Genomic DNA, 22,374 nt, shown 5'->3' on the forward strand with positions numbered 1-22,374 from the left:
CCGCCCCTCCCCCCCACCCCCGGCCGACCGGCGCACACCCGGCGCCCGGCCCGAACTCCCCCGAGCGAACGACCCCTTGGAGTCCCCTTGCGCACCTCACTCGTCCTGCTCTCCGCCCGCCTGCTCGACCCGGTCACGGGCCGCTTCCTGCCGGAGACCGCGCTGGCCGTGTCCGGTGGCCGGACGGCCGCCCTGGGCGGCGACCGCGAGATCCGGGCCCTGGCCGACGCCTCGACGACGGTGATCGACCTCAAGGGCGCGGTGGTGACACCGGGCCTGGTGGACGGGCACCTCCACCCGGTCACCGGCGCCGAACTGACCGACGGGCTCGACCTGTCCGGCTGTACGGACCTGGCGGGGGTGCGTGAGGCGCTGGCGGGCGGCGTCCGGCGGCTGGCCCCCGGTGCGTGGCTGCACGCCTGGGGCCTGGACCCGAACGTCTTCGGCGACGCCCCGGTGGCGTCCGCCGCCCTCTCCCCCGTGCTCGACGGCGTACCGGCCCTCCTCCAGCTCTTCGACGCCCACTCCGTGCTGGCCAGCCCGCGCGCCCTGGAGCTGGCGGGCGTGGACGGCCCCCGGACGTTCGACCAGGCCGCCGAGGTGGTCTGCGACGCGGACGGGCGGCCGACCGGGCTGCTGCTGGAGGACGCCGCCTGCGAACTGGTCGAGCGGGCCGCCCCCAAGCCCACCCGGCAGGAGAGCCGCGACCGGCTGGCCGCCGCGCTGCGCTCGATGGCCGCCGCCGGGCTCACCGGGGGCCACGCCATGGACGCGAACGGGGACAGCCTCGCCCTCTACGCCGACCTGGACGAGGCGGGCGACCTGCCGCTGCGGCTGCGGGTCGCGCCCTGGTGCCAGCCCGGCGCGGACACGGACGCCGTACGGGCGCTCATCGGGCAGCAGGGCAGGGGCGGGGCGCTGTGGCGGACCGAGGGCGTCAAGCTGTTCATGGACGGCACGATCGACAACGGCACGGCCTGGCTGGAACGGCCCGACTGCCACGGCGAGTCCACGCACTCCTTCTGGCCCGACCCCGCCGTCTACACCCGGGTGATCGGAGAGCTGCACGCCGCCGGGGTGCCGACCGCCACCCACGCGATCGGGGACGCGGCCGTCCGGCACGCCCTGGACGCCGTGGAGCGGGCCCGGACCACCGGGGGCCCGGAGGTACGCCACCGGGTCGAGCACATCGAGACGGTGCCCGACGACACCGTGGCCCGGTTCGCCCGGCTGGGGGTCGTGGCCTCCATGCAGCCCACGCACTGCTGCGACTTCACCCGGGCCGACCACACCGACAACTGGTCGCGGCGGCTCGGCGAGGAGCGCGCTTCCCGTGCCTGGCGCTGCCGCGACCTGTGGGACGCGGGCGCGCGGGTGGTCCTCGGCTCGGACTGGCCGATCGCGCCGTTCCCGCCGCTGGGCGTGATGGCGGGCGCCCGCCACCGCCGCCCCGGCCGCGACCTCACCCAGCCGCCGCACGGCCCCGACCAGGCGCTCACCGCCCTCGAAGCGCTCCAGGGCATGACGGTCAACGCCGCCTGGGCGGCCGGCGAGGAGCACGAGGCCGGGCTGCTCGCCGTCGGCCACCGCGCCGACTTCACGGTCTTCGCGGAGAGCCCGCTGACCACGCAGGCCGTGGATCTGCCCGATCTCCCGGTGCTGCTCACCGTCGTCGACGGCCGCGCCACCCACCGCGCCGCGTCGCTCTGAGCCGGTCCGGTTGGGGGCGGGGGCACGGTTCCGCGCCCCCGCCCCGCCCACCTGCCGAAACGGCGTTCCCGGTTCGCGTACGGGCCCAGCACGCCCCAGAAGCCCACCCGCCGGAAGGCCGGCCACCGGCCCCGCCCGCCGCCTGCCCCTCCCGTACGGGGCAGGCGGCGGCGAGGGATCTCATCAGCGGCGCCGGGGGCCCGGACATGGCCTGCGGCCTCAGAACAGCCCGTCGTCGTCCGCCGGTTCGAGGACCGGGCGGTCGCTGACCAGGGCGGCCAGTACGAACGGCGCGTCCCCGTCGCCGTGGCCGACCGTCACCGCCAGCCACCGGTCGTCGGAGCCGTCCGGGCCGGCTGCGCCGACCGGCCCCCACAGGGCCAGGTCCCCGTACAGGTCCGCGCGGAACAGCGCCTGGAAGAGGGGCTCCACGGGGGAGCCGCCGCTCAGCCACCGTCGCAGCGGAACGTGCAGGCGAACGGTGGCGTGCGGCCCCAAGCGCTGATCCAACTCCCGTGAAAGGGAAGCCAGATGGCCCTCGGCGGCGTCTTCGGCGTCGTTCCACTCGGGGGCGTACACGCCGGTCAGCGGATCGCTCTCCCAGAGGGGCACGATACGGAAGCCCGCGCCTTCGGTGGCGGTCCACTCGCCGGTCGCCCGGTCGCCCTCGGCGGTGGTGGGGCCGGTGGCCGGTACGGGGGCGGCCAGGAGCCGTTCGGCCTCGGCCACCGCCCGGGCCGGCACGAAGGGCTCGCCCGCCCGTGAGGTCACAGCACCGCCCGGTCCATCGGGCGGGGCAGCGGCGCCAGCGCCCCCGACCCGCGCAGACGCTCGTACACCCGCACCACCGTCGCACTGTCGCCCGGGGCGGCGACGCTCAGCAGTTCCCCGCCGCCGGGCAGGGGGGCGCGGACCGCCTCCAGGCCGTCGGGGACCAGAGCCGCGCGGGCCGGGGAGAGATAGCCGGCCCGGCCGACGACGGGATCGCCGACGGAGTACCCGGCCTCGTCCTCCAGCGCGTCCAGTACGTCGTCGTCGCTCACGTCGCCGAAGTCCGGCTCCCACACCCGGGCGACGAGGGACAGCAGCTCCGCCTCCGGCACCACGGCCTCGTCCGGGGCGTGCAGGATGATCGCGAGCGACTGGAGCAGGAACTCCGGCGCCCCGCCCGCCAGTCCGCTGACCTCGGCCTGCCAGCCCGGCGCCCCGGTGCCGACGAGCCGCAGCCCGGTGCCGGTGAGGTCGGACCAGTCGGCGGCGCTCTGCGCGGTGCGGAGCGCGCCGAGCAGCGCGTCCTCGTCGGCGGCGAAGGCGGTGGCGGGGCCGTTGCCGTGCACCTGACTCCAGACGTCGGCCGCCTGCGGAACCAGTTCGGCGAGCCCGTCGAGGGTCCGCCGCCACCGGCCGGCCAGGGCCTCGACCGGCTCCGGCCGGGGGCCCCAGAAGCCCCGCACTACACGTCGCATGCTCGTCTCTCCTCCGTCGCCCGACCGGTCCGCGTACGGCTCCCCCGGCCGCTCGGCGGCCGGGATCGCCCCGCGTTGCAGGCTACTCGGCGCGCCGCCTCCACCGGGGCAGCGCCTACTCGTCGAACGCCTCCGGTTTCCGGGTGCTGTCGTTGGGCTTCGTCGGGCTGTGCACCACCTTGATGGGCAGCCCTTCGTCACGGAACGCCTTGCGTGCCGCCTTGGCCACCTCCGGGTCGGAGAAGTGCCACTCCACGGTCCGGCCGCCGGACGCCTCCACCTGCGCACGGGCCTCGGTGACGAACTTGTCCTTCCCCGAGGGGGTGAGCGTGCCCTTGTCGGTCTTGGACAGGTAGCTGCCGTAACCGTTCTTGGCCTCCAGGAACGTCTGCCGGGAGGAGTCCCAACCGTCGTACTCCACGGCCGGCTTGCCCTCCCGCGGGTGCGGTACGACGTACTCCTGGCCCCGGTTCGTCCCGGTGATCTGCTCCTGGTAGCGGAGCCAGGACTCGTTCTTCCAGTTGGGCGCGGGGTTGCGGTCCCGGCTCGCCCAGTAGCCGTCGCCCGCGTCCGCGTCGCCGAGGGTGCGGTCCTTGAGGTCGTCGGCCCAGGACGGCGGGTTGTAGTTGCGGGGGTCGGAGGTGTCGTTGCGCTGCGGCTCCGGGTACTGCTTCTTGTCCGCCGCCGCCTTCCGCGCCCGCTCCGGCTCCTCCAGCCGCTTCTGCTCCAGGTGCGCCTGCCGCTCCGCCGCCCGCGCCTCTTCGGCCGCCTTCTTGGCCGTCTCGTCGCAGCCGCCCTCGGCGAGGACGACCCGGCCCGGGGAGCCGCCCGCCAGCACACCGGTTCCCGAGCCCGGCACGCCACCGCCGCCGGGGCCGCCGCCGGGGCCGTACGGCACTCTCGGCGGTCCGCCCGCGATCGCGCAACCGGTCCGGCGCGCCGCGTCCTCGGCGCTGTCCGCCGCCTCGTCTGCTTCCTTCGCCGCCTTCCGTACGCCGTCGAGGTCGCCGGCCTCGGCGGCCTTGCGGGCCCGGCGGGCGGCGGAGCTCGCGTCGCCCGCCGCCTCCGCGACCTCCGAGGCGATTTTGCCCAGCTTGCCGAGTTTCCCGACCTTGCCGACGACCTTCGCGACGTTGTAGCCGGGGATGAAGATCGATCCGACGTTCCAGATCACATCGGTGACGGCCCGGGTCTTCTCGCCGTTGTTCCAGCGCTCGCGGACCTCGTCCCCGACGAAGATGTCGTCGCCGACCGTGATCACGGTGTTGACGGAGGCTCCGCCCCAGTCCAGGATCGCGCCGAGGTAGTCGCCGTCGTCCCACTTGTCGCCCGCGCCGGAGGAGTCCTGGACCCACTGGTCGCCGAGCTGCTTGCCGTAGTCGACCAGTCCCGACCAGGTCTCCGGCTTGAACAGGTCGATGATCCCGGAGATGTCACCCCAGATCCCGTCGACCACGAGGCCCTTGACGACCTGCGTCGTACGGTCCCAGGCGCAGCCGAAGAACCCCCAGCCGCCGCAGTCCTCCTGCTCCTCGGCCTCCTCACCGTCCTCGCCTTCGCCCTCGTCGTGGACCGGCTGGACGTCGTAGGCGGCCTCGGGCTCCTCGTCGTCCTCGGGGAAGGTGTCCTCGCCGGTGCCGGGCCGTCCCTGGTCGTCGGGGCCTCCGGTGCCGCCGCCGGTCGTCGTGGAGCCCTCCGTGCCGCCGGAGCCCTCCGTTCCGCCGGAACCCTCCGTTCCGCCGGAACCCTCCGTTCCGCCGGAGCCTTCGGTGCCGCCGGTACCCTCCGTTCCGCCGGAGCCCTCGGTGCCGCCGGAGCCCTCCGTGCCTTCGCCACCGCCCGGTGCCCCGGCGCCGCCGGTGCTTCCCGTGCCGCCCGTCGCGTCACCGCCCGCGGCCCCTCCGGTGGCGCCGCCCGTGGTCGTCGTACCGCCGTCCGCGCTGCCCGCCGTACCGCCGTCCGCGCCCCCGTCCGCTTCGCCGCCGCCCGTAGCGCCGCCCGTGCTGCCGTCCGGACCTTCGCCCGCCTGGACGGAGCCGCCCGGGGAGACCGGGCAGGAGCTGCCGGTCAGCGAGCAGATCGCGGACTGGAGACCCGCCGTGATCCGGCCGCCGAGGCCGCCCACGGTCAGGGCGGCGATCAGCGCCACGACGATCAGGACCAGGCCCAGGTACTCCAGGGCGGTCTGCCCCCGGTCCCGCTTCCAGGTGATCATGTGCGGGAGCGAGAACCTCGGCGGCCGCCCGCGCTCGGCGGCCGGCAGACGGAACCACGCCCGGCTGCCCGCCCGGTTGACCAGGACGAGGATCAGGAGCGGCAGGACCAGCTGCGTGAAACCGTCCGGCGACCCCTGGCCCACGTTGGCGAGGCCGCCGAGGACCAGCCACACCTGGACGGCCACCACGCCCCACCGCACCCGGGGGCCGCCCGTGCGCACATGCCGGGCCAGGAGCGCCGCGAGCACCCCGGGCGCGGAGGCGTACAGCAGGATGCCGAGCACCTCGGCGCCCATCGCCCCCACCGCGAAGGCGGAGCCGGACAGGCCGACCGCCCCCAGCACCGTCGCGCCGAACAGCACGAGGAGCAGGACGCGCACCAGGACGAGCGGGCCCGGGAGTTCACGCCGCGGGGCGGCGGCCGGGGCCGGGCCCCCCGCTACGGGTATGCCACCGACAGCAGACATACGTGACCGACCCCCGGGGCGCCCATGAGTGACATGACAATCGGTCACCCTAGGGTCGCGGGCCCCCTCACGTCGTGGGCCCCCGGACCCAACCCCGGGCCCATACGGGCGGTTCGATCACCCGGGCCGTCGGCCACCCGCCCCCGAAGCGACGTACCCGGTGGCGGGACCACTCGTGCGAAACGAGCGGGCCTGCCACCGGGTACGGAGCGGGGTCGTCCAGCTGTCCGTGCGCCTACCGGGCGAGGTCAGTCGGTGAGGTCCACCGAGCGGGCCGAGGACGCGCCGATCTCCTCCGCGATCTCGGTCAGCACCGGCTGCGGGACCGTCTCGTCCACGGTGAGGACGACCAGCGCCTCGCCGCCCTCCGCGGCACGCGAGACCTGCATGCCCGCGATGTTCAGCCCGGCCTCGCCGAGGATCTTGCCGACCGCGCCCACCACGCCGGGACGGTCCTGGTAGCGCAGGACGACCATGTGGTCGGCCAGCGCCAGATCGACGTCGTGCTCACCGATGGCGACGATCTTCTGGAGGTGCTTCGGGCCTGCCAGCGTGCCGGAGACCGCGACCTCCTGGCCGTCGGCGAGCGTGCCGCGCACGGTGACCACATTGCGGTGGTCGGGCGACTCGGAGCTGGTGGTGAGACGGACCTCGACACCGCGCTCCTGCGCGAACAGCGGGGCGTTGACGTAACTGACGGTCTCGTCGACGACGTCCTCGAAGACGCCCTTGAGCGCGGACAGTTCCAGCACCTTGACGTCGTGCTGGGTGATCTCGCCGTACACCTCGACGTCGAGCCGGGCCGCGACCTCGCCCGCGAGCGCGGTGAAGATCCGGCCGAGCTTCTCCGCCAGCGGCAGACCGGGACGCACGTCCTCCGCGATGACGCCGCCCTGGACGTTGACCGCGTCCGGGACCAGCTCGCCGGCGAGGGCCAGGCGGACGGACTTGGCGACCGCGATGCCCGCCTTCTCCTGCGCCTCGTCCGTGGAGGCCCCGAGGTGCGGGGTGCAGACGACCTGGTCGAACTGGAACAGCGGGGAGTCCGTGCAGGGCTCCTTCGTGTACACGTCGAGGCCGGCGCCGGCGACGCGGCCCTCCTTGAGCGCGGAGGCCAGCGCCTCCTCGTCGACGATCCCGCCGCGCGCGGCGTTGACGATGCGCACCGAGGGCTTCACCTTGTGCAGCGCCTCGTCGCCGATCAGACCCAGCGTCTCCGGGGTCTTGGGCAGGTGCACGGTGATGAAGTCGGCGACCTCCAGCAGCTCGTCCAGGCTGAGGAGCTTGACGCCCATCTGCGCGGCGCGGGCCGGCTGCACGTAGGGGTCGTAGGCGACGATCTTCATGCCGAAGGCCGACATGCGCTGGGCGACCAGGACGCCGATGCGGCCGAGGCCGACGACGCCGAGCACCTTCTCGCTGAGCTCGACCCCGGTGTACTTGGAGCGCTTCCACTCGCCGTTCTTGAGGGCGGTGTTGGCCTGCGGGATGTTGCGCGCGGTGGCCACCAGCAGACCGCAGGCCAGCTCGGCGGCGGTGACGATGTTGGAGGTCGGTGCGTTGACGACCATCACGCCGGCCTTGGTGGCGGCGGAGACGTCGACGTTGTCCAGACCGACGCCCGCGCGGGCCACGACCCGGAGCTTCCTGGCGGCGGCGATCGCCTCGGCGTCGACCTTGGTGGCGGAGCGCACCAGGATGGCGTCGACGTCGGCGATGGCGGGGAGCAGTTCGGCGCGGTCGGCGCCGTTGCAGTGCCGGATCTCGAAATCCGGACCCAGGGCGTCGACGGTGGCGGGCGACAGCTCTTCAGCGATGAGTACGACAGGTTTCGAGCTCACGTGAGTCCTCACAAGTCCAGTGCGGACGGCCGTCCCGACGGCCGCAGGCGGTGGAGGGGCTAGCCGCGTGGTAGACGCACGACACTGTGGGCCCTGACGCGTGTATGTGTGCAGAAGTGTAGTCCTGCGACGGGCTCTGTACTGCGCCCCGGTGGAAGGATCACCCGCACGAGGGTGGACGTCGTGTCCACCCGTACGGAGCGGCCCCTCCGGCGCCCCCGTACGGAGCGACTCCTCCGGTGGTACGAAGCGGGGCGGGCCCCGTGACCAGGACCCGCCCCGCTCCCCGAGGGCTACGCCTCTTCGTCGTTCACCCAGCTCATGAGCTTGCGCAGCTCACGGCCGGTGGTCTCCAGCAGGTGGTCGCCGTCGGCCTTCTTGTACTCGTTGTACTTGGGCAGGCCGTTGTGGTACTCGGCCATCCAGTTCTTGGCGAAGGTGCCGTCCTGGATCTCGGCGAGGACCTTCTTCATCTCGGCCTTGGTGGCGTCGGTGATGATGCGGGGGCCGGTGACGTAGTCGCCCCACTCGGCGGTCTCGGAGATGGACCAGCGCATCTTCTCCAGGCCGCCCTCGTACATGAGGTCGACGATGAGCTTCAGCTCGTGCAGGCACTCGAAGTACGCGATCTCCGGCTGGTAGCCGGCCTCGGTCAGCGTCTCGAAACCGGCCTTGACCAGGGCGGCGGTGCCACCGCAGAGGACGGCCTGCTCACCGAACAGGTCGGTCTCGGTCTCCTCGGTGAAGGTCGTCTTGATGACGCCGGCGCGGGTGCCGCCGATGCCCTTCGCGTACGAGAGGGCCAGCTCCAGGCCCTTGCCCGAGGCGTCCTGCTCGACGGCCACGATGCAGGGGACGCCGCGGCCCTCCTCGTACTGGCGGCGGACCAGGTGGCCGGGGCCCTTGGGGGCGACCATGCAGACGTCGACGTTGGCCGGCGGCTTGATGAAGCCGAAGCGGATGTTCAGGCCGTGGCCGAAGAACAGCGCGTCGCCGTCCTTGAGGTTGTCCTTGACGGACTCCTCGTAGACCTGGGCCTGGATCGGGTCCGGGACGAGGATCATGATGACGTCGGCCTCGGCGGCCGCCTCGGCGGGGGTCACCACGCGCAGGCCCTGCTCCTCGGCCTTGGCCTTGGACTTCGAGCCCTCGTGCAGACCGACGCGGACGTCGACGCCGGAGTCGCGGAGCGACAGCGCGTGGGCGTGGCCCTGGCTGCCGTATCCGAGAACCGCGACCTTGCGGCCCTGGATGATGGACAGGTCGGCATCGTCGTCGTAGAACAGCTCGGCCACTGGGTCTTCTCCTTGGTGTGCAGGTGTTGCGTCCCACCGTACGGCGGGGTGCGTCGTGTGCGTTGTCGGGTCTCGCCATGCGAGCGGAGCCGGTGGCTCCGCCCGGGGCGCGTCCGCTCAGGCCGAGCGGTCGAGGGCGCGCAGGGACCGGTCGGTGATCGAGCGCGCGCCGCGCCCTATGGCGATGGTGCCGGACTGGACGAGCTCCTTGATGCCGTACTGCTCCAGCATCTTGAGCATCGCCTCCAGCTTGTCGGCCCCTCCGGTCGCCTCGATCGTGACGGCCTCCGGGGAGACGTCGACGGTCTTGGCGCGGAACAGCTGGACGATCTCGACGATCTGGGAGCGGGTCTCGCTGTCGGCGCGGACCTTCACCAGGACGAGCTCCCGCTGGATCGCAGCGGAGGGCTCGAGTTCGACGATCTTCAGGACGTTGACCAGCTTGTTGAGCTGCTTGGTCACCTGCTCCAGGGGCAGGCCCTCGACATTCACGACGATGGTGATGCGGGAGATGTCGGGGTGCTCGGTGGTACCGACCGCGAGCGAGTCGATGTTGAAGCCGCGTCGGGAGAACAGGGCGGTGATCCGGGCGAGGACACCGGGCTTGTTCTCGACCAGGACGGAGAGCGTGTGCTTTTCGGCCATGGGAGTCGTTCTCTCTCTGTCTCTCAGTCGTCTTCGTTGTCGCCGAAGTCGGGGCGGACGCCGCGTGCGGCCTGGACCTCGTCGTTGGAGGTGCCGGCGGCGACCATCGGCCAGACCATGGCGTCCTCGTGGACGATGAAGTCGATCACGACGGGGCGGTCGTTGATGGAGTTGGCCTCTTCGATGACCTTGTCCAGGTCGGCCGGGTCCTCGCAGCGGATGGAGTAGCAGCCCATGGCCTCGGAGAGCTTCACGAAGTCCGGGACGCGGGTGCCGCGGGCGGGGGTGCCGTCCGCGTCCGGGCCGGAGTGCAGCACGGTGTTGGAGTAGCGCTGGTTGTAGAAGAGGGTCTGCCACTGGCGGACCATCCCGAGGGCGCCGTTGTTGATGACGGCGACCTTGATCGGGATGTTGTTGAGCGCGCAGGTGGTCAGTTCCTGGTTGGTCATCTGGAAGCAGCCGTCGCCGTCGATGGCCCAGACGGTGCGGTCGGGCGCGCCGGCCTTGGCTCCCATCGCGGCCGGGACCGCGTAGCCCATCGTCCCGGCGCCGCCGCTGTTGAGCCAGGTGGCGGGCTGCTCGTAGTCGATGAAGTGGGCGGCCCACATCTGGTGCTGGCCGACGCCCGCGGCGAAGATCGTGCCCTCGGGGGCGAGCCTGCCGATGCGCTGGATGACCTGCTGCGGGGAGAGGCTGCCGTCGTCGGGCAGGTCGTAGCCGAGCGGGTAGGTCTCGCGCCAGCGGTTGAGGTCCTTCCACCACGCGCTGTAGTCGCCGGTGTTGCCCTCGGTGTGCTCGGCCTGGACGGCCTGGACCAGGTCGGCCAGGACCTCGCGGGCGTCACCGACGATCGGCACGTCGGCGGTGCGGTTCTTGCCGATCTCCGCGGGGTCGATGTCGGCGTGGACGATCTTGGCGTACGGGGCGAAGCTGTCCAGCTTGCCGGTGACGCGGTCGTCGAAGCGGGCTCCGAGGGCGACGATCAGGTCGGCCTTCTGCAGCGCGGTGACGGCGGTGACCGAACCGTGCATGCCCGGCATCCCCACGTGCAGCGGGTGGCTGTCGGGGAAGGCGCCGAGCGCCATCAGGGTGGTGGTGACGGGCGCTCCGGTCAGCTCCGCGAGGACCTTCAGCTCGGCGGTGGCCCCGGCCTTCAGGACGCCGCCCCCGACGTACAGCACGGGGCGCTTGGACTGGGTGATCAGCTTGGCGGCCTCGCGGATCTGCTTGGCGTGCGGCTTGGTCACCGGGCGGTAGCCGGGCAGGTCCATCGACGGCGGCCAGCTGAAGGTCGTCCGCGCCTGCAGCGCGTCCTTGGCGATGTCGACGAGGACCGGCCCCGGGCGGCCGGTGGAGGCGATGTGGAACGCCTCGGCGATGGTGTGCGCGATGTCCTCGGCGCGGGTGACCAGGAAGTTGTGCTTCGTGATCGGCATCGTGATGCCGCAGATGTCGGCTTCCTGGAAGGCGTCGGTGCCGATGGCGGAGGAGGCGACCTGGCCGGTGATCGCGACCATGGGCACCGAGTCCATGGCGGCGTCGGCGATCGGGGTGACCAGGTTGGTGGCGCCGGGGCCCGAGGTGACCATGCAGACGCCGACCTTGCCGGTGGCCTGGGCGTAGCCGGTGGCCGCGTGGCCGGCGCCCTGCTCGTGGCGGACCAGGATGTGGCGGACCCGGGTGGAGTCCATCAGCGGGTCGTAGGCGGGGAGAATGCAGCCGCCGGGGAGGCCGAACACGGTGTCGGCGCCGACTTCCTCGAGCGAGCGGATGAGGGACTGCGCGCCCGTGACGTGCTCAACGGTGGCGGAGGGCTGTCCGCCGGTACGGGCGCGCGGCTGCGGGTGGTGGGCCCCGGTGGCCTGCTCGGTCATCTGCGTTCTCTTCTCGAAGCTGAGGGTTTTCGCGGGTGTTTTGCAGCGTTTTGAGAGGTGTCAGTGCAACAAAAAAACCCCTCGTGCCGTGAGGCAAGCGAGGGGAGCGCGCCGGGTGCGGTCCGCAGAGTGTCAAGGGAGTGACTCTGCTTCAGCCGACGCGCTTTCCAAGTACGAGAATTCGGGTGCGCATGGCATTGACCCTCTCTCCGGCACGCATGACGTGTCAAGTGGGTGGGACGGGCGTCTCAGTATGTGATCCGGCGAGCAGCGGGACCGAGCCGCCCGCCATCACGGGCCGAGGGGCCGGGACGCCCGGCACGGGGAACTCCCCCCGGACCAGGGCGCGTCGCAGCCGGTACTCGTCGAGCGGGCCGGAGAAGGCCATCCCCTGGCCGTGGGTGCATCCCATGGCGCGCAGCGCGAGCACCTGCTCGGGGACGTCCACGCCGTCCGCGACGGACTGGAGGCCGAGGTCGCAGGCGATCCGCAGGAGGCCACTGGTGATCTTGTGCAGCCTGGCCGACTCGACCACGCCCTCCACCAGGTTCCGGTCGAGCTTCAGTACGTCGATGGGGAGCCGGCGCAACGCGTTGATCGCCGCGAACCCGCTGCCGAAGCCGTCGAGCGCGATCCGCACGCCGAGCCGGCGCAGGGCCACGAGGCGCTGCTCCAGGGCGTCGAAGGAGACCCGGGGGTCGCTGTCGGCCACCTCGATCATCAACGCGCCCGAGGGCAGCCCGTGGCGGGTCAGCAGCGCCTCGACGGATCCGAGCGGCGGGCCGGGGTCCAGCAGCCGGGCGGCGGAGAGCCGGACGGAGACGGCGACGGGATGGCCGGCCCTGGTCCGCTCGGCGGCCTGGGCCACCGCCTCCTCCAGGAGCCAGCGGCCGAGCTCGGCGGTGCGGTCGTCGTCGCCGGAGACCCGCAGGAACTCGGCGGGGGTGAACAGGATGCCCTGGGCGGAGCGCCAGCGGGCCTGGGCGGCGACGGCGGCGACGGAGCCGCTGGCGAGGTGGACGACGGGCTGGTGGAGCAGGGCGAACTCGCCGTCGCGCAGGGCGGAGCGCAGCCGGGTCGCCAGCTCCGTGCGGCGTGCGACGTCGGCCTGCATCTGCGGGGCGTACAGCTCGACCCGGTCCTTGCCCCCGGCCTTGGCGCGATACATCGCGAGGTCGGCGTTGCGCATGAGGTCGGTGGGGCTGATGGCGGGCTCCGCGAAGGCCACCCCGATGGAGGCGGCCACCCGGACCTCGTGGGAGCCGATCCGGTAGGGCTGGGAGAGGGTGAGGCGCAGCCGCTCGGCGATCTCGTGGACCTGGTACTCCCGGGCGCCCTGGTCCCGGGCGCCGTCCCCGAGGATGAGCGCGGCGAACTCGTCGCCGCCGAGCCGGGCGGCGGTGTCGCCCGCCCGGACGGAGTCCTGGAGCCGCCGTCCGGCCTGGATGAGCAGTTCGTCGCCCGCCTGGTGGCCGATGGTGTCGTTGACCTGTTTGAAGCCGTCGAGGTCGATGAAGAGGACGGCGGTGCCCGGGTCGCTCGACCGCCGACCGCCGAGCGCCTGGCGGACCCGGGCGGTGAACAGGGCCCGGTTGGGCAGGTCGGTGAGCGGGTCGTGTTCGGCGTTGTGCTGCAACTGCGCCTGGAGGCGGACCCGTTCGGTGACGTCCCGGCTGTTGAGGAGGAGGCCGCCCTGGTGACGGTTGACGGTGGACTCGACGTGGAGCCAGTCGCCCGTGCCCGAGCGGAAGCGGCACTCGATGCGGGTGGTGGGCTCCTCGTGCGGCGGGGCGGCGAGGAAGCGCCGCACCTCGTGGACGAACCGGCCGAGGTCCTCGGGATGGATGAGCGAGGACAGCTCGGAGCCGACGAGGTCCTCCGCGTCCCGTCCGTAGACCCCGGCGGCGGCGGGGCTGACGTAGCGCAGGGTGCCGTCCGGCGCGGCGATCATGATGACGTCGCTGGAGCCCTGCACCAGGGAGCGGAAGTGGTTCTCCTTCTGGGCCAGTTCCTGGGTGAGGGAGATGTTGTCGAGGAGCATGATGCCCTGCCGGACGACCAGCGCCAGGACGACGGTGCAGGCGGTGAAGATGACGACCCGGTCCACCCGCCGCCCGTCGACCACGTTGTACAGGATGCCGAGCGTGCAGACGGCGGCGGCGAGGTACGGGGTCAGGGCGGCCAGCGAACCCGCGATCGGCCGGCTGGCGACGGCCCGCGGCGGGCCGGGCCGGGGGGGCGGGCGGTGCGCCCGCCGGGCGCCCCAGGGGGCGTAGGCGAGGAGCAGCGACCCGGCGAACCACCCGGCGTCGAGGAGTTGGCCCGAGTGGTAGGTGGAGCGCAGCAGCGGCGAGGTGAACACCGCGTCGCTCAGGACGGTGAGCGCGAGGGCCGCGACGGCGGTGTTCACCGCCGAGCGGTTCGCCCCGGAGCGGCGGAAGTGCAGGGCGAGCACCATCGAGACGAGCACGATGTCGAGCAGGGGATAGGCCAGGGCGAGGGCGGCGGGCGCCACGTCGGGGTCCTGCGCGCCCGCCAGGTGCGTGGTGTGGGCGAGGGCGAGGCTCCAGGCGAGCGTCAGCAGGGAGCCGCCGATCAGCCAGGCGTCCAGCCCCAGGCAGATCCACCCGGCCCGGGTGACGGGGCGCTTGGCGAGCACCAGCAGGCCCACGATGGCGGGCGGCGCGAAGCAGAGGAAGAAGACGTCGGCGAGGGAGGGGGCGGGCACGGGGACGCCGAGGACCACCTCGTACCAGCCCCAGACGGCGTTGCCGCAGGCCGCCATGAGGGAGGAGAGCGAGAACAGCAGCCAGGCGGGCCGCAGCCGGCCGCCGACCGCCCGCGCGTACAGGAGGCAGGAGACGGCGGCGACCAGCGCGGCGGCGGCGAGGCCGAAGTCCCCCATGAAGACGGCGACCCGGGGCGATCCCCAGCCCGCGGCGGCGCCCACCGAATACCCCGCGCAGACGAGGCCGAGCAGGACCCGGGAGCGCATCCCGGAGGAGTCGGCGGATCCCGAGGAGAGCAGGGCCCCCAGCGCGCTCACCGGAGGGCTCCCCGGCCCGGGCCGGCCGGGCAGCCGGCCCCCGGCGCCCGGCTCTCGTCCGGACCGCTGCGGCACCGCCCGGCGCGGGCCGCGCGCGGACGCTCCGCCGCGCCCCGCGCGGGGCAGGGATCCGGCCATCGGCGGGCACCGCGCTCCGTCGGCGCGGACGGCCTCGGCCGCTCGCTCGTCCTCGTCGGATCGTCTCTCCATGGCCAGCACATCGCCCGTCGCCCCCTCGCGTTCCGGTGCTCCCCCCGCGCCGTCCCTTTCACAGCGCAGCCCCCCGGACCGGACGATACACCAGGTCGGTCACGCAGGGCCATAGCTTCTCTACTCTCCGTGACGAAAGGCGAGGTGAACGGCACTGTGCGCATCCGGACCGCCCCGTAGCGTGGCTGTCCGGGAGGGTTCAGCCGGTGGTGCGGACGACGTTGTCCACCGGCTCCCCGGCGGCGAACCGGGTGAGCTGGGCCGCCAGCAGCCGCTTGGCGCGCGGTTCGAACGCGGAGGTGCTGCCGCCCACATGAGGCGTGATCAAGACATTCGGAGCATGCCAGAGAGGATGGCCGGCGGGCAGGGGTTCCGGGTCGGTCACGTCGAGTGCCGCACGCAGGCGTCCGGATTCCAGTTCGGCCACCAGGGCTTCGGTGTCGACGACTCCGCCGCGGGCGACGTTGACGAGGAGGGCGCCGTCGGGCATCGCGGCGAGGAAGCCGGCGTCCACCAGGCCGCGCGTGGACGCGTTCAGCGGGGTGGAGAGGATCACGACGTCGGACGCGGGGAGCAGGGCGGGCAGGTCGTCGAGCGTCTGTACGGGGCCCCGGGCGGAGGCGCGTGCGGAGCGCGCGACCCGCGCCACCCGCGCGCACTCGAACGGGGCGAGCCGGTCCTCGATGGCCGCGCCGATGGAGCCGTAGCCGACGATGAGGACGGACTTGTCGGCGAGCGCCGGGTAGAAACCGGACCGCCACTCCTCCTCGTCCTGGCCGCGCACGAACCCGGGAAGCCCGCGCAGGGAGGCGAGGACCAGGGTGAGCGCCAGCTCGGCGGTGGACGCCTCGTGGACCCCCTTGGCGTTGCAGAGCCGCACGCCGGCCGGCAGCAGGTCGAGGCCGGGCTCCACGTGGTCGATGCCGGCGGAGAGCGTCTGCACCACCTGGACGGAGCCCATCTTCGCGAGCGGGCGCACCGCGACCTCGGGGCCCTTCATGTAGGGCACGACGTAGTAGGCGCAGTCGGCGGGGTCCCCGGGATAGTCCGGTTCACCGTCCCAGTAGCGGTAGTCGAGGCCCTCGGGGAGTCCGTCGACCTCTTCGGCCGGGAAGGGCAGCCACACGGCGGAATTCGTCGCAGTCATGGTCAGGAGGCTATGCGACGGACGGGCGGGCGCTCCAGGACGGCTGCGCGGAGGACCGGGGAGGCCAGAGGTTACTTTTGGGTTGCGGTACGGCCCCGTGACCGCGCATACGAGGGAGGGTTCGGGGAGTTGGAGCGCAGGACTATCGGGGCGGCGGGGCTGGCCGTGGGCGCGGTCGGGCTGGGCTGCATGCCGATGAGCTGGGGTTACAGCGCGTCGCAGCAGCTCGGCGACCGCTCGGTGCGGACGGTGCACGCGGCGCTGGACGCGGGCGTCCGGCTGCTCGACACCGCCGACATGTACGGCCCGTTCACCAATGAGCTGCTGGTGGGGCGGGCGTTGAAGGGCCGCCGCGACGAGGCGTTCGTCTCCACCAAGTGCGGGCTGCTGGTGGGCGACGGGCACATCGTCGCCAACGGCCGCCCGGGGTACGTCCGGCGGGCCTGCGACGCCTCGCTGCGGCGGCTCCAGACCGATGTGATCGACCTGTACCAGCTCCACCGGGCCGACCCCGAGGTGCCGGTGGAGGAGACCTGGGGCGCGATGGCGGAGCTGGTCACGGCGGGCAAGGTGCGCTCGCTCGGACTGTGCGCGGTGGGGGCCCGGGCCCCGCGCCGGTCGGGCGCGGACCCGCATGAGGGAACGGTCCGTCAGTTGGAGCGGATCCAGCAGATCTTTCCGGTCAGCGCCGTCGAGGCGGAGCTGTCGGTGTGGTCGCGCGAAGCGCTGGCGGAGCTGCTGCCGTGGTGCGTGGCGCGCGGGGTGGGGCTGCTGGCCGCGATGCCGCTGGGCAGCGGGTACCTGACCGGAACGCTGAAGCCGGGCCAGGGGTTCGAGCCGGAGGACCTGCGGGCCCGTCACCCCCGGTTCACGGCGGAGGTGATGGCGGCGAACCAGCCGGTGGTGGCCGGTCTGCGGCGGGTCGCGGAGCGCCGCGGGGCGACCGTGGCCCAGGTGGCGCTGGCCTGGGTGCTGCGCCAGGGCCCGCACGTGGTGCCGGTGCCGGGGGCGAAGCGGGAGCGGTGGGCGGTGGAGAACGCCGGGGCGGCCCGCGTGGTCCTGGAGGACCGGGACCTGGCGGAGATCGACGGGCTGCCCCCCGCCCGCGAGTCGTGGGACTGAGGGGGCGGGCGCGGCGGCGCCGGGCGGCGCGCGGCCGGTCCTCGGCGTACGGGGCGACGCGGCCGGTACGGCGGGAGAATGGGCGGATCGGGAGCTCCCGGACCGGGCGCGCGGTACGTACACGGTCCGGGAGCGGGTAGTCGGGCAACGTCGAAAGGATCGGTTCCGTGCGTGGTGCTCTGTTCGGACCTGTGCAGTCCCCGGCCGTGCGCAGAGGGGCGGTGGCCGCGCTGGCGTCGGCCGCCCTGCTGCTGGCCGCCGCGTGTTCCGGCGACGGGGGCGGGAGTTCGTCCGGGCGGCCGGCGGGCTCCCCGACGGCCTCGGGGGGCTCCGCTCCCCCGGCCTCCCCGAGCCGGCCGGCCGACCTGCCGCCGGCGAAGGGCTCGGCGAAGGTCGTCTCCACGCTGACGGAGAAGCTGGCGTCGCCCTGGGGGCTGGCCGCGCTGCCCGGCGGCGACCTGCTGGTCTCCTCGCGCGACGAGGGCACGGTCCACCGGATCGACGGCGGGAGCGGGAAGCGGACGCTGCTGGGTTCGGTGCCCGGGGTGTCCTCGTCCGGCGAGGGCGGGCTGCTGGGGCTCGCCGTCTCCTCCACGTTCGGTGCGGACCAGTTGGTGTACGCCTACTTCACCACCGCGTCCGACAACCGGATCGTGCGGATGAGCTACGACGAGAAGCGCCCGCAGGGGCAGCAGCTCGGGGCCCCGGACACCGTGCTGCGCGGCATCCCCAAGGGCGGCGTCCACAACGGCGGCCGGATCGCCTTCGGTCCGGACAAGATGCTGTACGCGGGCACGGGCGAGACCGGGGACACCGGGCTGGCCCAGGACAAGGAGTCGCTGGCGGGCAAGATCCTGCGGATGACCCCGGACGGCGAGCCGGTGCACGGCAACCCGGAGGAGGACTCGGTGGTGTACTCGTACGGCCACCGCAATGTGCAGGGCCTGGCCTGGGACGCGGACAAGCGGCTGTGGGCCGCCGAGTTCGGGCAGGACACCTGGGACGAGCTGAACCTGATCGAGCCCGGCGGGAACTACGGCTGGCCCGAGGTGGAGGGCGAGGAGGGCGAGGCCGGGTTCATCGACCCGGTGGCCCAGTGGAAGACCTCGGAGGCCTCCCCCAGCGGGATCGCGTACGCGAAGGGGTCGATCTGGATGGCCGGGCTGCGCGGCGAGCGGCTGTGGCGGATTCCGCTCTCCGGCGAGCGGGCGAAGGAACCTTATGCGGCCCCCCAGCCGTTCCTGGAGAAGGAGCACGGCCGCCTGCGCACCGTGGTGAGTGCGGGGGGCGACCACCTGTGGCTGGTCACCAGCAACACGGACGGACGGGGCACGCCGAAGTCCGGGGACGACCGGATCCTCCGGGTGGAAGTGGAGTAGCCGGCCGCCCGCGCGGCATGTCGGAGGGAGCACGGCCCGTGTTCAATTTCTTCGAGGAGCTGTTCGCCCCGGGGCGCAAGCACACCTCGGACGAGCGGAAGCGGCTGGCGTTGAGCCGGGTGGACCTCGGCGTCGGGGATCCGCACCGCGGGCCGATAGACCTGAGCTCGGGGAAGGTGACCGTCCGCGCGCCGGCCCGGGACGACGCGGCGGGACGGGACGCCGCACCCGCGGGGGGCACCCGGCCTGCGCGGGAGACCGGGCCGGCGGGGGACGCCGGACCCTTCCGGGACGGTCCGGGCCCCGGGCGCCCCGCGGGCGCGTCCGCGCGGGAGGGCGCACCGGAGCGCCGGGACGGCGGGCGGGAAGACCCCAGGGCGTAGTACCGGGCGGGGCCCCGCCCCGGTGCTACGCGGTCGGGTAGAGCCTCAGGCGGTGGGCGAGGGCGGCGGCCTCGCCCCGGCCGGCGACGCCGAGCTTGGCCAGGATGTTGGAGACGTGCACGCTCGCGGTCTTCGGCGAGATGAACAGCTCCTCCGCGATCCGGCGGTTGGTGTGGCCCGCCGCGACCAGCCGGTGCACGTCCTGCTCGCGCGGGGTCAGCCCGAAGGACGCCACGGCGGCGATCGCCGGGTCCTCCTCGTCCGCCCGCGCCCGCTCCGGGCCGTCTCCGCCGGTCAGGACGGCCGGGTGGACGGCCGGGTCGGGGCGGGGCGCCGCGGCCGGTCCGTCGAGCGTGATGCGGGCCCGGGCGGCGAGTTGCTCGACCGCCTCGGCCAGGGGGCGCGCGCCGAGGCGGCGGGCGGTCTCCAGCGCGCGGTGCAGCAGGACGGTGGCGGTGGACCGGTCGCCGGGCGCGATGAGCAGGGACTCCGCCCAGCGGCGGTGGATCTGGGCCAGTTCGTACGGGCGGTTCAGCGGGCCGAACGCCTCGGCGGCGCGCGCCCAGTGTCCGGGGGTGTCCGCCCCCTCCGCGCGGGCCAGCTCCGCGTCGATGAAGACGCCGTGGGCCGCCCACACGGGAACGAGCGTCGGGAGGTTCTTCCTGCACCGGCGGATCAGCGCGAGCAGTTCCGGGCGGTCCGGTTCGGCGGCGGGCAGCCCGCGGGCGTCCGCCTCGATCATGGCGGCGGTCTGGAGCAGAGGCAGGGCGTAGCGCTGGGTGCCGGGCGGGAAGCCGTGCCGGGCCAGCTCCTGGAACGCGGCCCGCGCCTCGGCGAGCCTGCCCTGGGAGGCGGCCAGCAGCATGGTGTGCCGGACCGGGGTGATCAGGTGCTGGGGCTGCGGATCGCGTTGGCCGAAGTGGGTCCGGGCCAGGGCCAGCAGCTCCTCCCCCTCGGCCAGGTCCCCGCGCGCGACGGCCAGTTCGGTACGGCGGAGGGCGGCGAGCCCCTTCGCCTTGGGGGCCAGTGCCAGGCGGGCAGCGGACGCGGCGGCGGCCTCGCTCTGGGGCCAGTGCCCGAGGGAGAAGAGGGACTGCGCCTGATTGGCGTACACCCAGGCCCCGGAGTCGGCCAGGCCGTGGCTGTGGCAGATCTCGATGCCGTGGTCGGCGGCGGCGACGGCCTCCAGCGAGCGGCCCATCGCTTCGAGCGAGGAGGGCAGGTTGACGCTGACCCGGCCGAGGAGGTTCATCAGGTGCAGCTTCTCGGCACGGTCCCGGACCGCGTACATCTCGGCGAGGCCGTCCTCGACACCGCCCGCGTCCGCGGTGAGCCAGCCCCGGGTGAGGCGGGCGTGCAGCTCGATGTACTCGTCGCCGACGAGCCGGGCGTACTCCACCGCGCGGTCGCTGTCGACGAGCGCCTGCGGGCCCGGCTGGTGCAGCGCCCGCCAACTGGCCACATTGGTCAGGACGTCGGCCAGCACGGGGGACGGCGGCAGCCCGCGCACCAGCTCCTGCGCGGTGGCCAGCTCCTCCCAGCCGTCCCCCTTGTCGAGCCCCTGGACCAGGCGGGCGCGCTGCACCCAGAACCATGCCTCGCGCAGCGGGTCGGCCTCGGAGGCCAGGACCCGCATCGCCTTCTTGGAGATGGCCAGGGCGCGCTTGCGGTCGCCGCCGAAGTGGGCGGCGACGGTGGCCTCGGCCATCACGTCCAGGTAGCGCAGCGGTGTGTTCTCCGGGTCGCAGCCGGAGGCCGGGTAGACCTCCGCGTAGTCGAAGGGGCGCAGGGTGGCGAGCACCGCGTCGGGAACGTCGTCCCAGAGCTCCATCGCCCGCTCCAGCAGCCGCAGTTGTTCGGAGTAGGCGTAGCGTCGGCGGGCCTCGACGGCGGCCCGCAGGACGGCGGGCAGGGCCTTGGCGGCATCGTGGGCGGCGTACCAGTAGCTGGCGAGGCGGGTGGCGCGTTCGTCGTCCCGGACGAGGGAGGGGTCGGCCTCCAGGGCCTCGGCGTACCGGCGGTTGACGCGGGTGCGCTCGCCGGGCAGCAGGTCGTCGCTGACGGCCTCGCGGACCAGGGAGTGGCGGAAGCGGTAGCCGTCGTTGTCGGACGCGGGTTGCAGGAGGTTGGCGCCGACGGCCGCGCGCAGCGCCTCGTCGAGTTCGACCTCGCCCAGCCCGGCGACGGCGGCCAGCAGTTCGTGTTCGACGAAGGAGCCGCCCTCGGCGACGATCCGGGCGATCCGCTGGGCGTGTTCGGGCAGGGCCTCCACCCGGACGAGCAGGAGGTCGCGGAGGGATTCGGTCAGCCCGGAACCGTCGCCGCAGCACTCCAGGGAGCGGGCCAGCTCCTCGACGAAGAAGGCGTTGCCGTCGGAGCGTTCGAAGATCTCGTCCACGAGCGCGGCCTGCGGGGTCTGCGCGAGGATGCCGGCGAGCTGGCGGCCGACCTCGTCGTGGCTGAAGCGGTCGAGCTCGACGCGGGTGACGGTGCGCAGCCGGTCCAGCTCGGCGAGGAGGGGGCGCAGCGGATGGCGGCGGTGGAGGTCGTCGGCGCGGTAGGTGCCGACGACCATGAGGCGGCCGGCGCCCAGGGTGCGGAAGAGGTAGGCGAGGAGGTGCCGGGTGGAGGCGTCCGCCCAGTGCAGGTCCTCCAGGACGAGGACGACCGGCCGGTCGGCGGAGATCCGTTCCAGCAGGCGGGCGGTGAGTTCGAAGAGGCGGGCGATGCTGTGCTCGTCGGTGGCGTCCCGGTGGACCTCGCCGAGTTCGGGCAGCAGCCGGGCCAGTTCGCCCTCCTGGCCGGCGCAGGCGGCGGCCATCTCCTCGGGCAGGGCCCGGCGCAAGGCGCGCAGGGCGGTCGGGAAGGGGGCGAACGGCAGTCCGTCGGCGCCGATCTCGACGCAGGAGCCGACCGCGACCACCGCGCCGCGCCGCTCGGCGGTGGTGACGAACTGCTCGACCAGCCGGGTCTTGCCGACGCCCGCCTCACCGCCGATCAGCAGGGCCTGCGGGTCGCCGGACGCGGCCCGCCCCAGCGCCTCGGTGAGCGAAGCGAGTTCCTCGGCGCGTCCGATGAACTCGGGGCTGACTGACCTGGTCTCCACGTCGCCGAGCATCGCATACGCGTACGAGGCAGTGGGGACTTTTTCGCGCACGGTGATCATGCTCTCCGCCGCTCCCACCCCCGTCACGGGGCCCGGGCCCGCCCCGTCCGAGGCCGCCGCGCCCCGGGCCCCCGCCGTGTCGCGTCCCGCCGCGGCCGACGGCCCCGGCCCCGCCGCGCCCGCCGGGAAGGGGGCGCCTGCGGGGCCGGTTGCGGGGGCCGCCCCGGGACCGGCCACCGTCAGGCGGCGGGGGCGAAGCGGACGCGGTCGTCCTCCCTCACCCGCCCCTCCGGGTCGTGGCGTCCGGTGCGGCGGGCGGCCCGGCGGGCGGTGCGGGCCCGGCCGAGCTCGCGCTCGGCGTCGGCCCGGCGGATCAGTTCGGCGGAGGCGGTGCGGTAGATCTCGTACTCGTACACGGGGTTCTCCCTTGGTGGTCGAGGGCGACAGCGGGCCGGTGGGCGGTCCGG

Annotated in this window: 15 protein-coding genes; 4 read left to right on the top strand and 11 right to left on the bottom strand. The window is 73.8% G+C overall.

Annotated features, from left to right (window positions below; genetic code table 11):
* Positions 1-87: 87 nt before the first annotated feature.
* On the top strand, positions 88-1,710 hold the full coding sequence (locus AMK24_RS28285) for an amidohydrolase (protein WP_073771738.1): 1,623 nt from the start codon (positions 88-90) through the stop codon (positions 1,708-1,710).
* A 219-nt stretch (positions 1,711-1,929) separates the two neighbouring features.
* On the opposite strand, the gene AMK24_RS28290 is transcribed toward AMK24_RS28285, so the two are convergent.
* From AMK24_RS28290 to AMK24_RS28330, 9 genes are all read right to left on the bottom strand, one after another.
* Positions 1,930-2,481: a hypothetical protein gene (locus AMK24_RS28290; RefSeq protein ID WP_073771739.1), complete on the bottom strand. Its 552-nt coding sequence runs from the start codon at positions 2,479-2,481 to the stop codon at positions 1,930-1,932.
* A complete protein-coding gene (locus AMK24_RS28295; RefSeq protein ID WP_073771740.1) occupies positions 2,478-3,176 on the bottom strand; it encodes a hypothetical protein in 699 nt (232 codons plus the stop codon). Before AMK24_RS28295 ends, AMK24_RS28290 begins: the two co-directional genes overlap by 4 nt.
* A 115-nt stretch (positions 3,177-3,291) precedes the next feature.
* Entirely contained in the window at positions 3,292-5,859 is a 2,568-nt protein-coding gene (locus AMK24_RS28300; RefSeq protein ID WP_073771741.1) for a Tox-REase-5 domain-containing protein, read from the bottom strand.
* Positions 5,860-6,107: 248 nt separating this feature from the next.
* Entirely contained in the window at positions 6,108-7,700 is a 1,593-nt protein-coding gene (serA, locus tag AMK24_RS28305) for a phosphoglycerate dehydrogenase (RefSeq protein WP_073771742.1), read from the bottom strand.
* A 293-nt stretch (positions 7,701-7,993) separates the two neighbouring features.
* Positions 7,994-8,995, bottom strand: a complete 1,002-nt coding sequence (gene ilvC / locus AMK24_RS28310; RefSeq protein WP_073771743.1) for a ketol-acid reductoisomerase — start codon at positions 8,993-8,995, stop codon at positions 7,994-7,996.
* A 117-nt stretch (positions 8,996-9,112) separates the two neighbouring features.
* Positions 9,113-9,640 (bottom strand): acetolactate synthase small subunit, encoded by a 528-nt coding sequence (ilvN, locus tag AMK24_RS28315; RefSeq protein ID WP_073771744.1) that lies wholly within the window; start codon positions 9,638-9,640, stop codon positions 9,113-9,115.
* Between the two features lie 23 nt (positions 9,641-9,663).
* On the bottom strand, positions 9,664-11,514 hold the full coding sequence (locus tag AMK24_RS28320; protein WP_073771745.1) for an acetolactate synthase large subunit: 1,851 nt from the start codon (positions 11,512-11,514) through the stop codon (positions 9,664-9,666).
* A 226-nt stretch (positions 11,515-11,740) separates the two neighbouring features.
* Positions 11,741-14,560, bottom strand: coding sequence for a putative bifunctional diguanylate cyclase/phosphodiesterase (locus AMK24_RS28325; protein ID WP_073771790.1), 2,820 nt, complete (start codon positions 14,558-14,560; stop codon positions 11,741-11,743).
* 409 nt (positions 14,561-14,969) lie between these two features.
* Entirely contained in the window at positions 14,970-15,917 is a 948-nt protein-coding gene (locus tag AMK24_RS28330; RefSeq protein ID WP_073771746.1) for a 2-hydroxyacid dehydrogenase, read from the bottom strand.
* Positions 15,918-16,082: 165 nt separating this feature from the next.
* On the opposite strand from AMK24_RS28330, the gene AMK24_RS28335 reads away from it, so the two are divergent.
* The 3 genes from AMK24_RS28335 to AMK24_RS28345 all read left to right on the top strand — a co-directional run bounded on the left by AMK24_RS28335 (position 16,083) and on the right by AMK24_RS28345 (position 18,801).
* The gene (locus tag AMK24_RS28335; RefSeq protein WP_073771747.1) at positions 16,083-17,039 is read left to right on the top strand and encodes an aldo/keto reductase; all 957 of its coding nucleotides are present in this window, start codon (positions 16,083-16,085) and stop codon (positions 17,037-17,039) included.
* A 167-nt stretch (positions 17,040-17,206) separates the two neighbouring features.
* Positions 17,207-18,418, top strand: coding sequence for a PQQ-dependent sugar dehydrogenase (locus AMK24_RS28340; RefSeq protein ID WP_073771748.1), 1,212 nt, complete (start codon positions 17,207-17,209; stop codon positions 18,416-18,418).
* A gap of 38 nt (positions 18,419-18,456) precedes the next feature.
* Positions 18,457-18,801 carry a DUF6191 domain-containing protein gene (locus AMK24_RS28345; RefSeq protein WP_073771749.1) on the top strand — a complete coding sequence of 115 codons (345 nt, stop codon included), beginning with the start codon at positions 18,457-18,459 and terminating at the stop codon, positions 18,799-18,801.
* A gap of 25 nt (positions 18,802-18,826) precedes the next feature.
* On the opposite strand, the gene AMK24_RS28350 is transcribed toward AMK24_RS28345, so the two are convergent.
* Together AMK24_RS28350 and AMK24_RS34360 are read right to left on the bottom strand one after the other, a co-directional pair.
* Complete coding sequence (locus AMK24_RS28350; RefSeq protein ID WP_073771791.1) at positions 18,827-21,967, bottom strand: helix-turn-helix transcriptional regulator; 3,141 nt, start codon at positions 21,965-21,967, stop codon at positions 18,827-18,829.
* A 179-nt stretch (positions 21,968-22,146) separates the two neighbouring features.
* Positions 22,147-22,323, bottom strand: a complete 177-nt coding sequence (locus AMK24_RS34360; protein ID WP_199876522.1) for a hypothetical protein — start codon at positions 22,321-22,323, stop codon at positions 22,147-22,149.
* Positions 22,324-22,374: the final 51 nt, after the last annotated feature.

The sequence above is a fragment of the Streptomyces sp. CB02366 genome, assembly GCF_001905905.1.
GTDB lineage: Bacteria > Actinomycetota > Actinomycetes > Streptomycetales > Streptomycetaceae > Streptomyces.

Coding starts and splice junctions, on each gene's coding strand:
- AMK24_RS28350 (WP_073771791.1), bottom strand. CDS start 21,967: ATGATCACCGTGCGCGAAAAAGTCCCCACTGCCTCGTACGCGTATGCG.
- AMK24_RS28295 (WP_073771740.1), bottom strand. CDS start 3,176: ATGCGACGTGTAGTGCGGGGCTTCTGGGGCCCCCGGCCGGAGCCGGTC.
- AMK24_RS28330 (WP_073771746.1), bottom strand. CDS start 15,917: ATGACTGCGACGAATTCCGCCGTGTGGCTGCCCTTCCCGGCCGAAGAG.
- AMK24_RS28300 (WP_073771741.1), bottom strand. CDS start 5,859: ATGTCTGCTGTCGGTGGCATACCCGTAGCGGGGGGCCCGGCCCCGGCC.
- ilvN (WP_073771744.1), bottom strand. CDS start 9,640: ATGGCCGAAAAGCACACGCTCTCCGTCCTGGTCGAGAACAAGCCCGGT.
- AMK24_RS28320 (WP_073771745.1), bottom strand. CDS start 11,514: ATGACCGAGCAGGCCACCGGGGCCCACCACCCGCAGCCGCGCGCCCGT.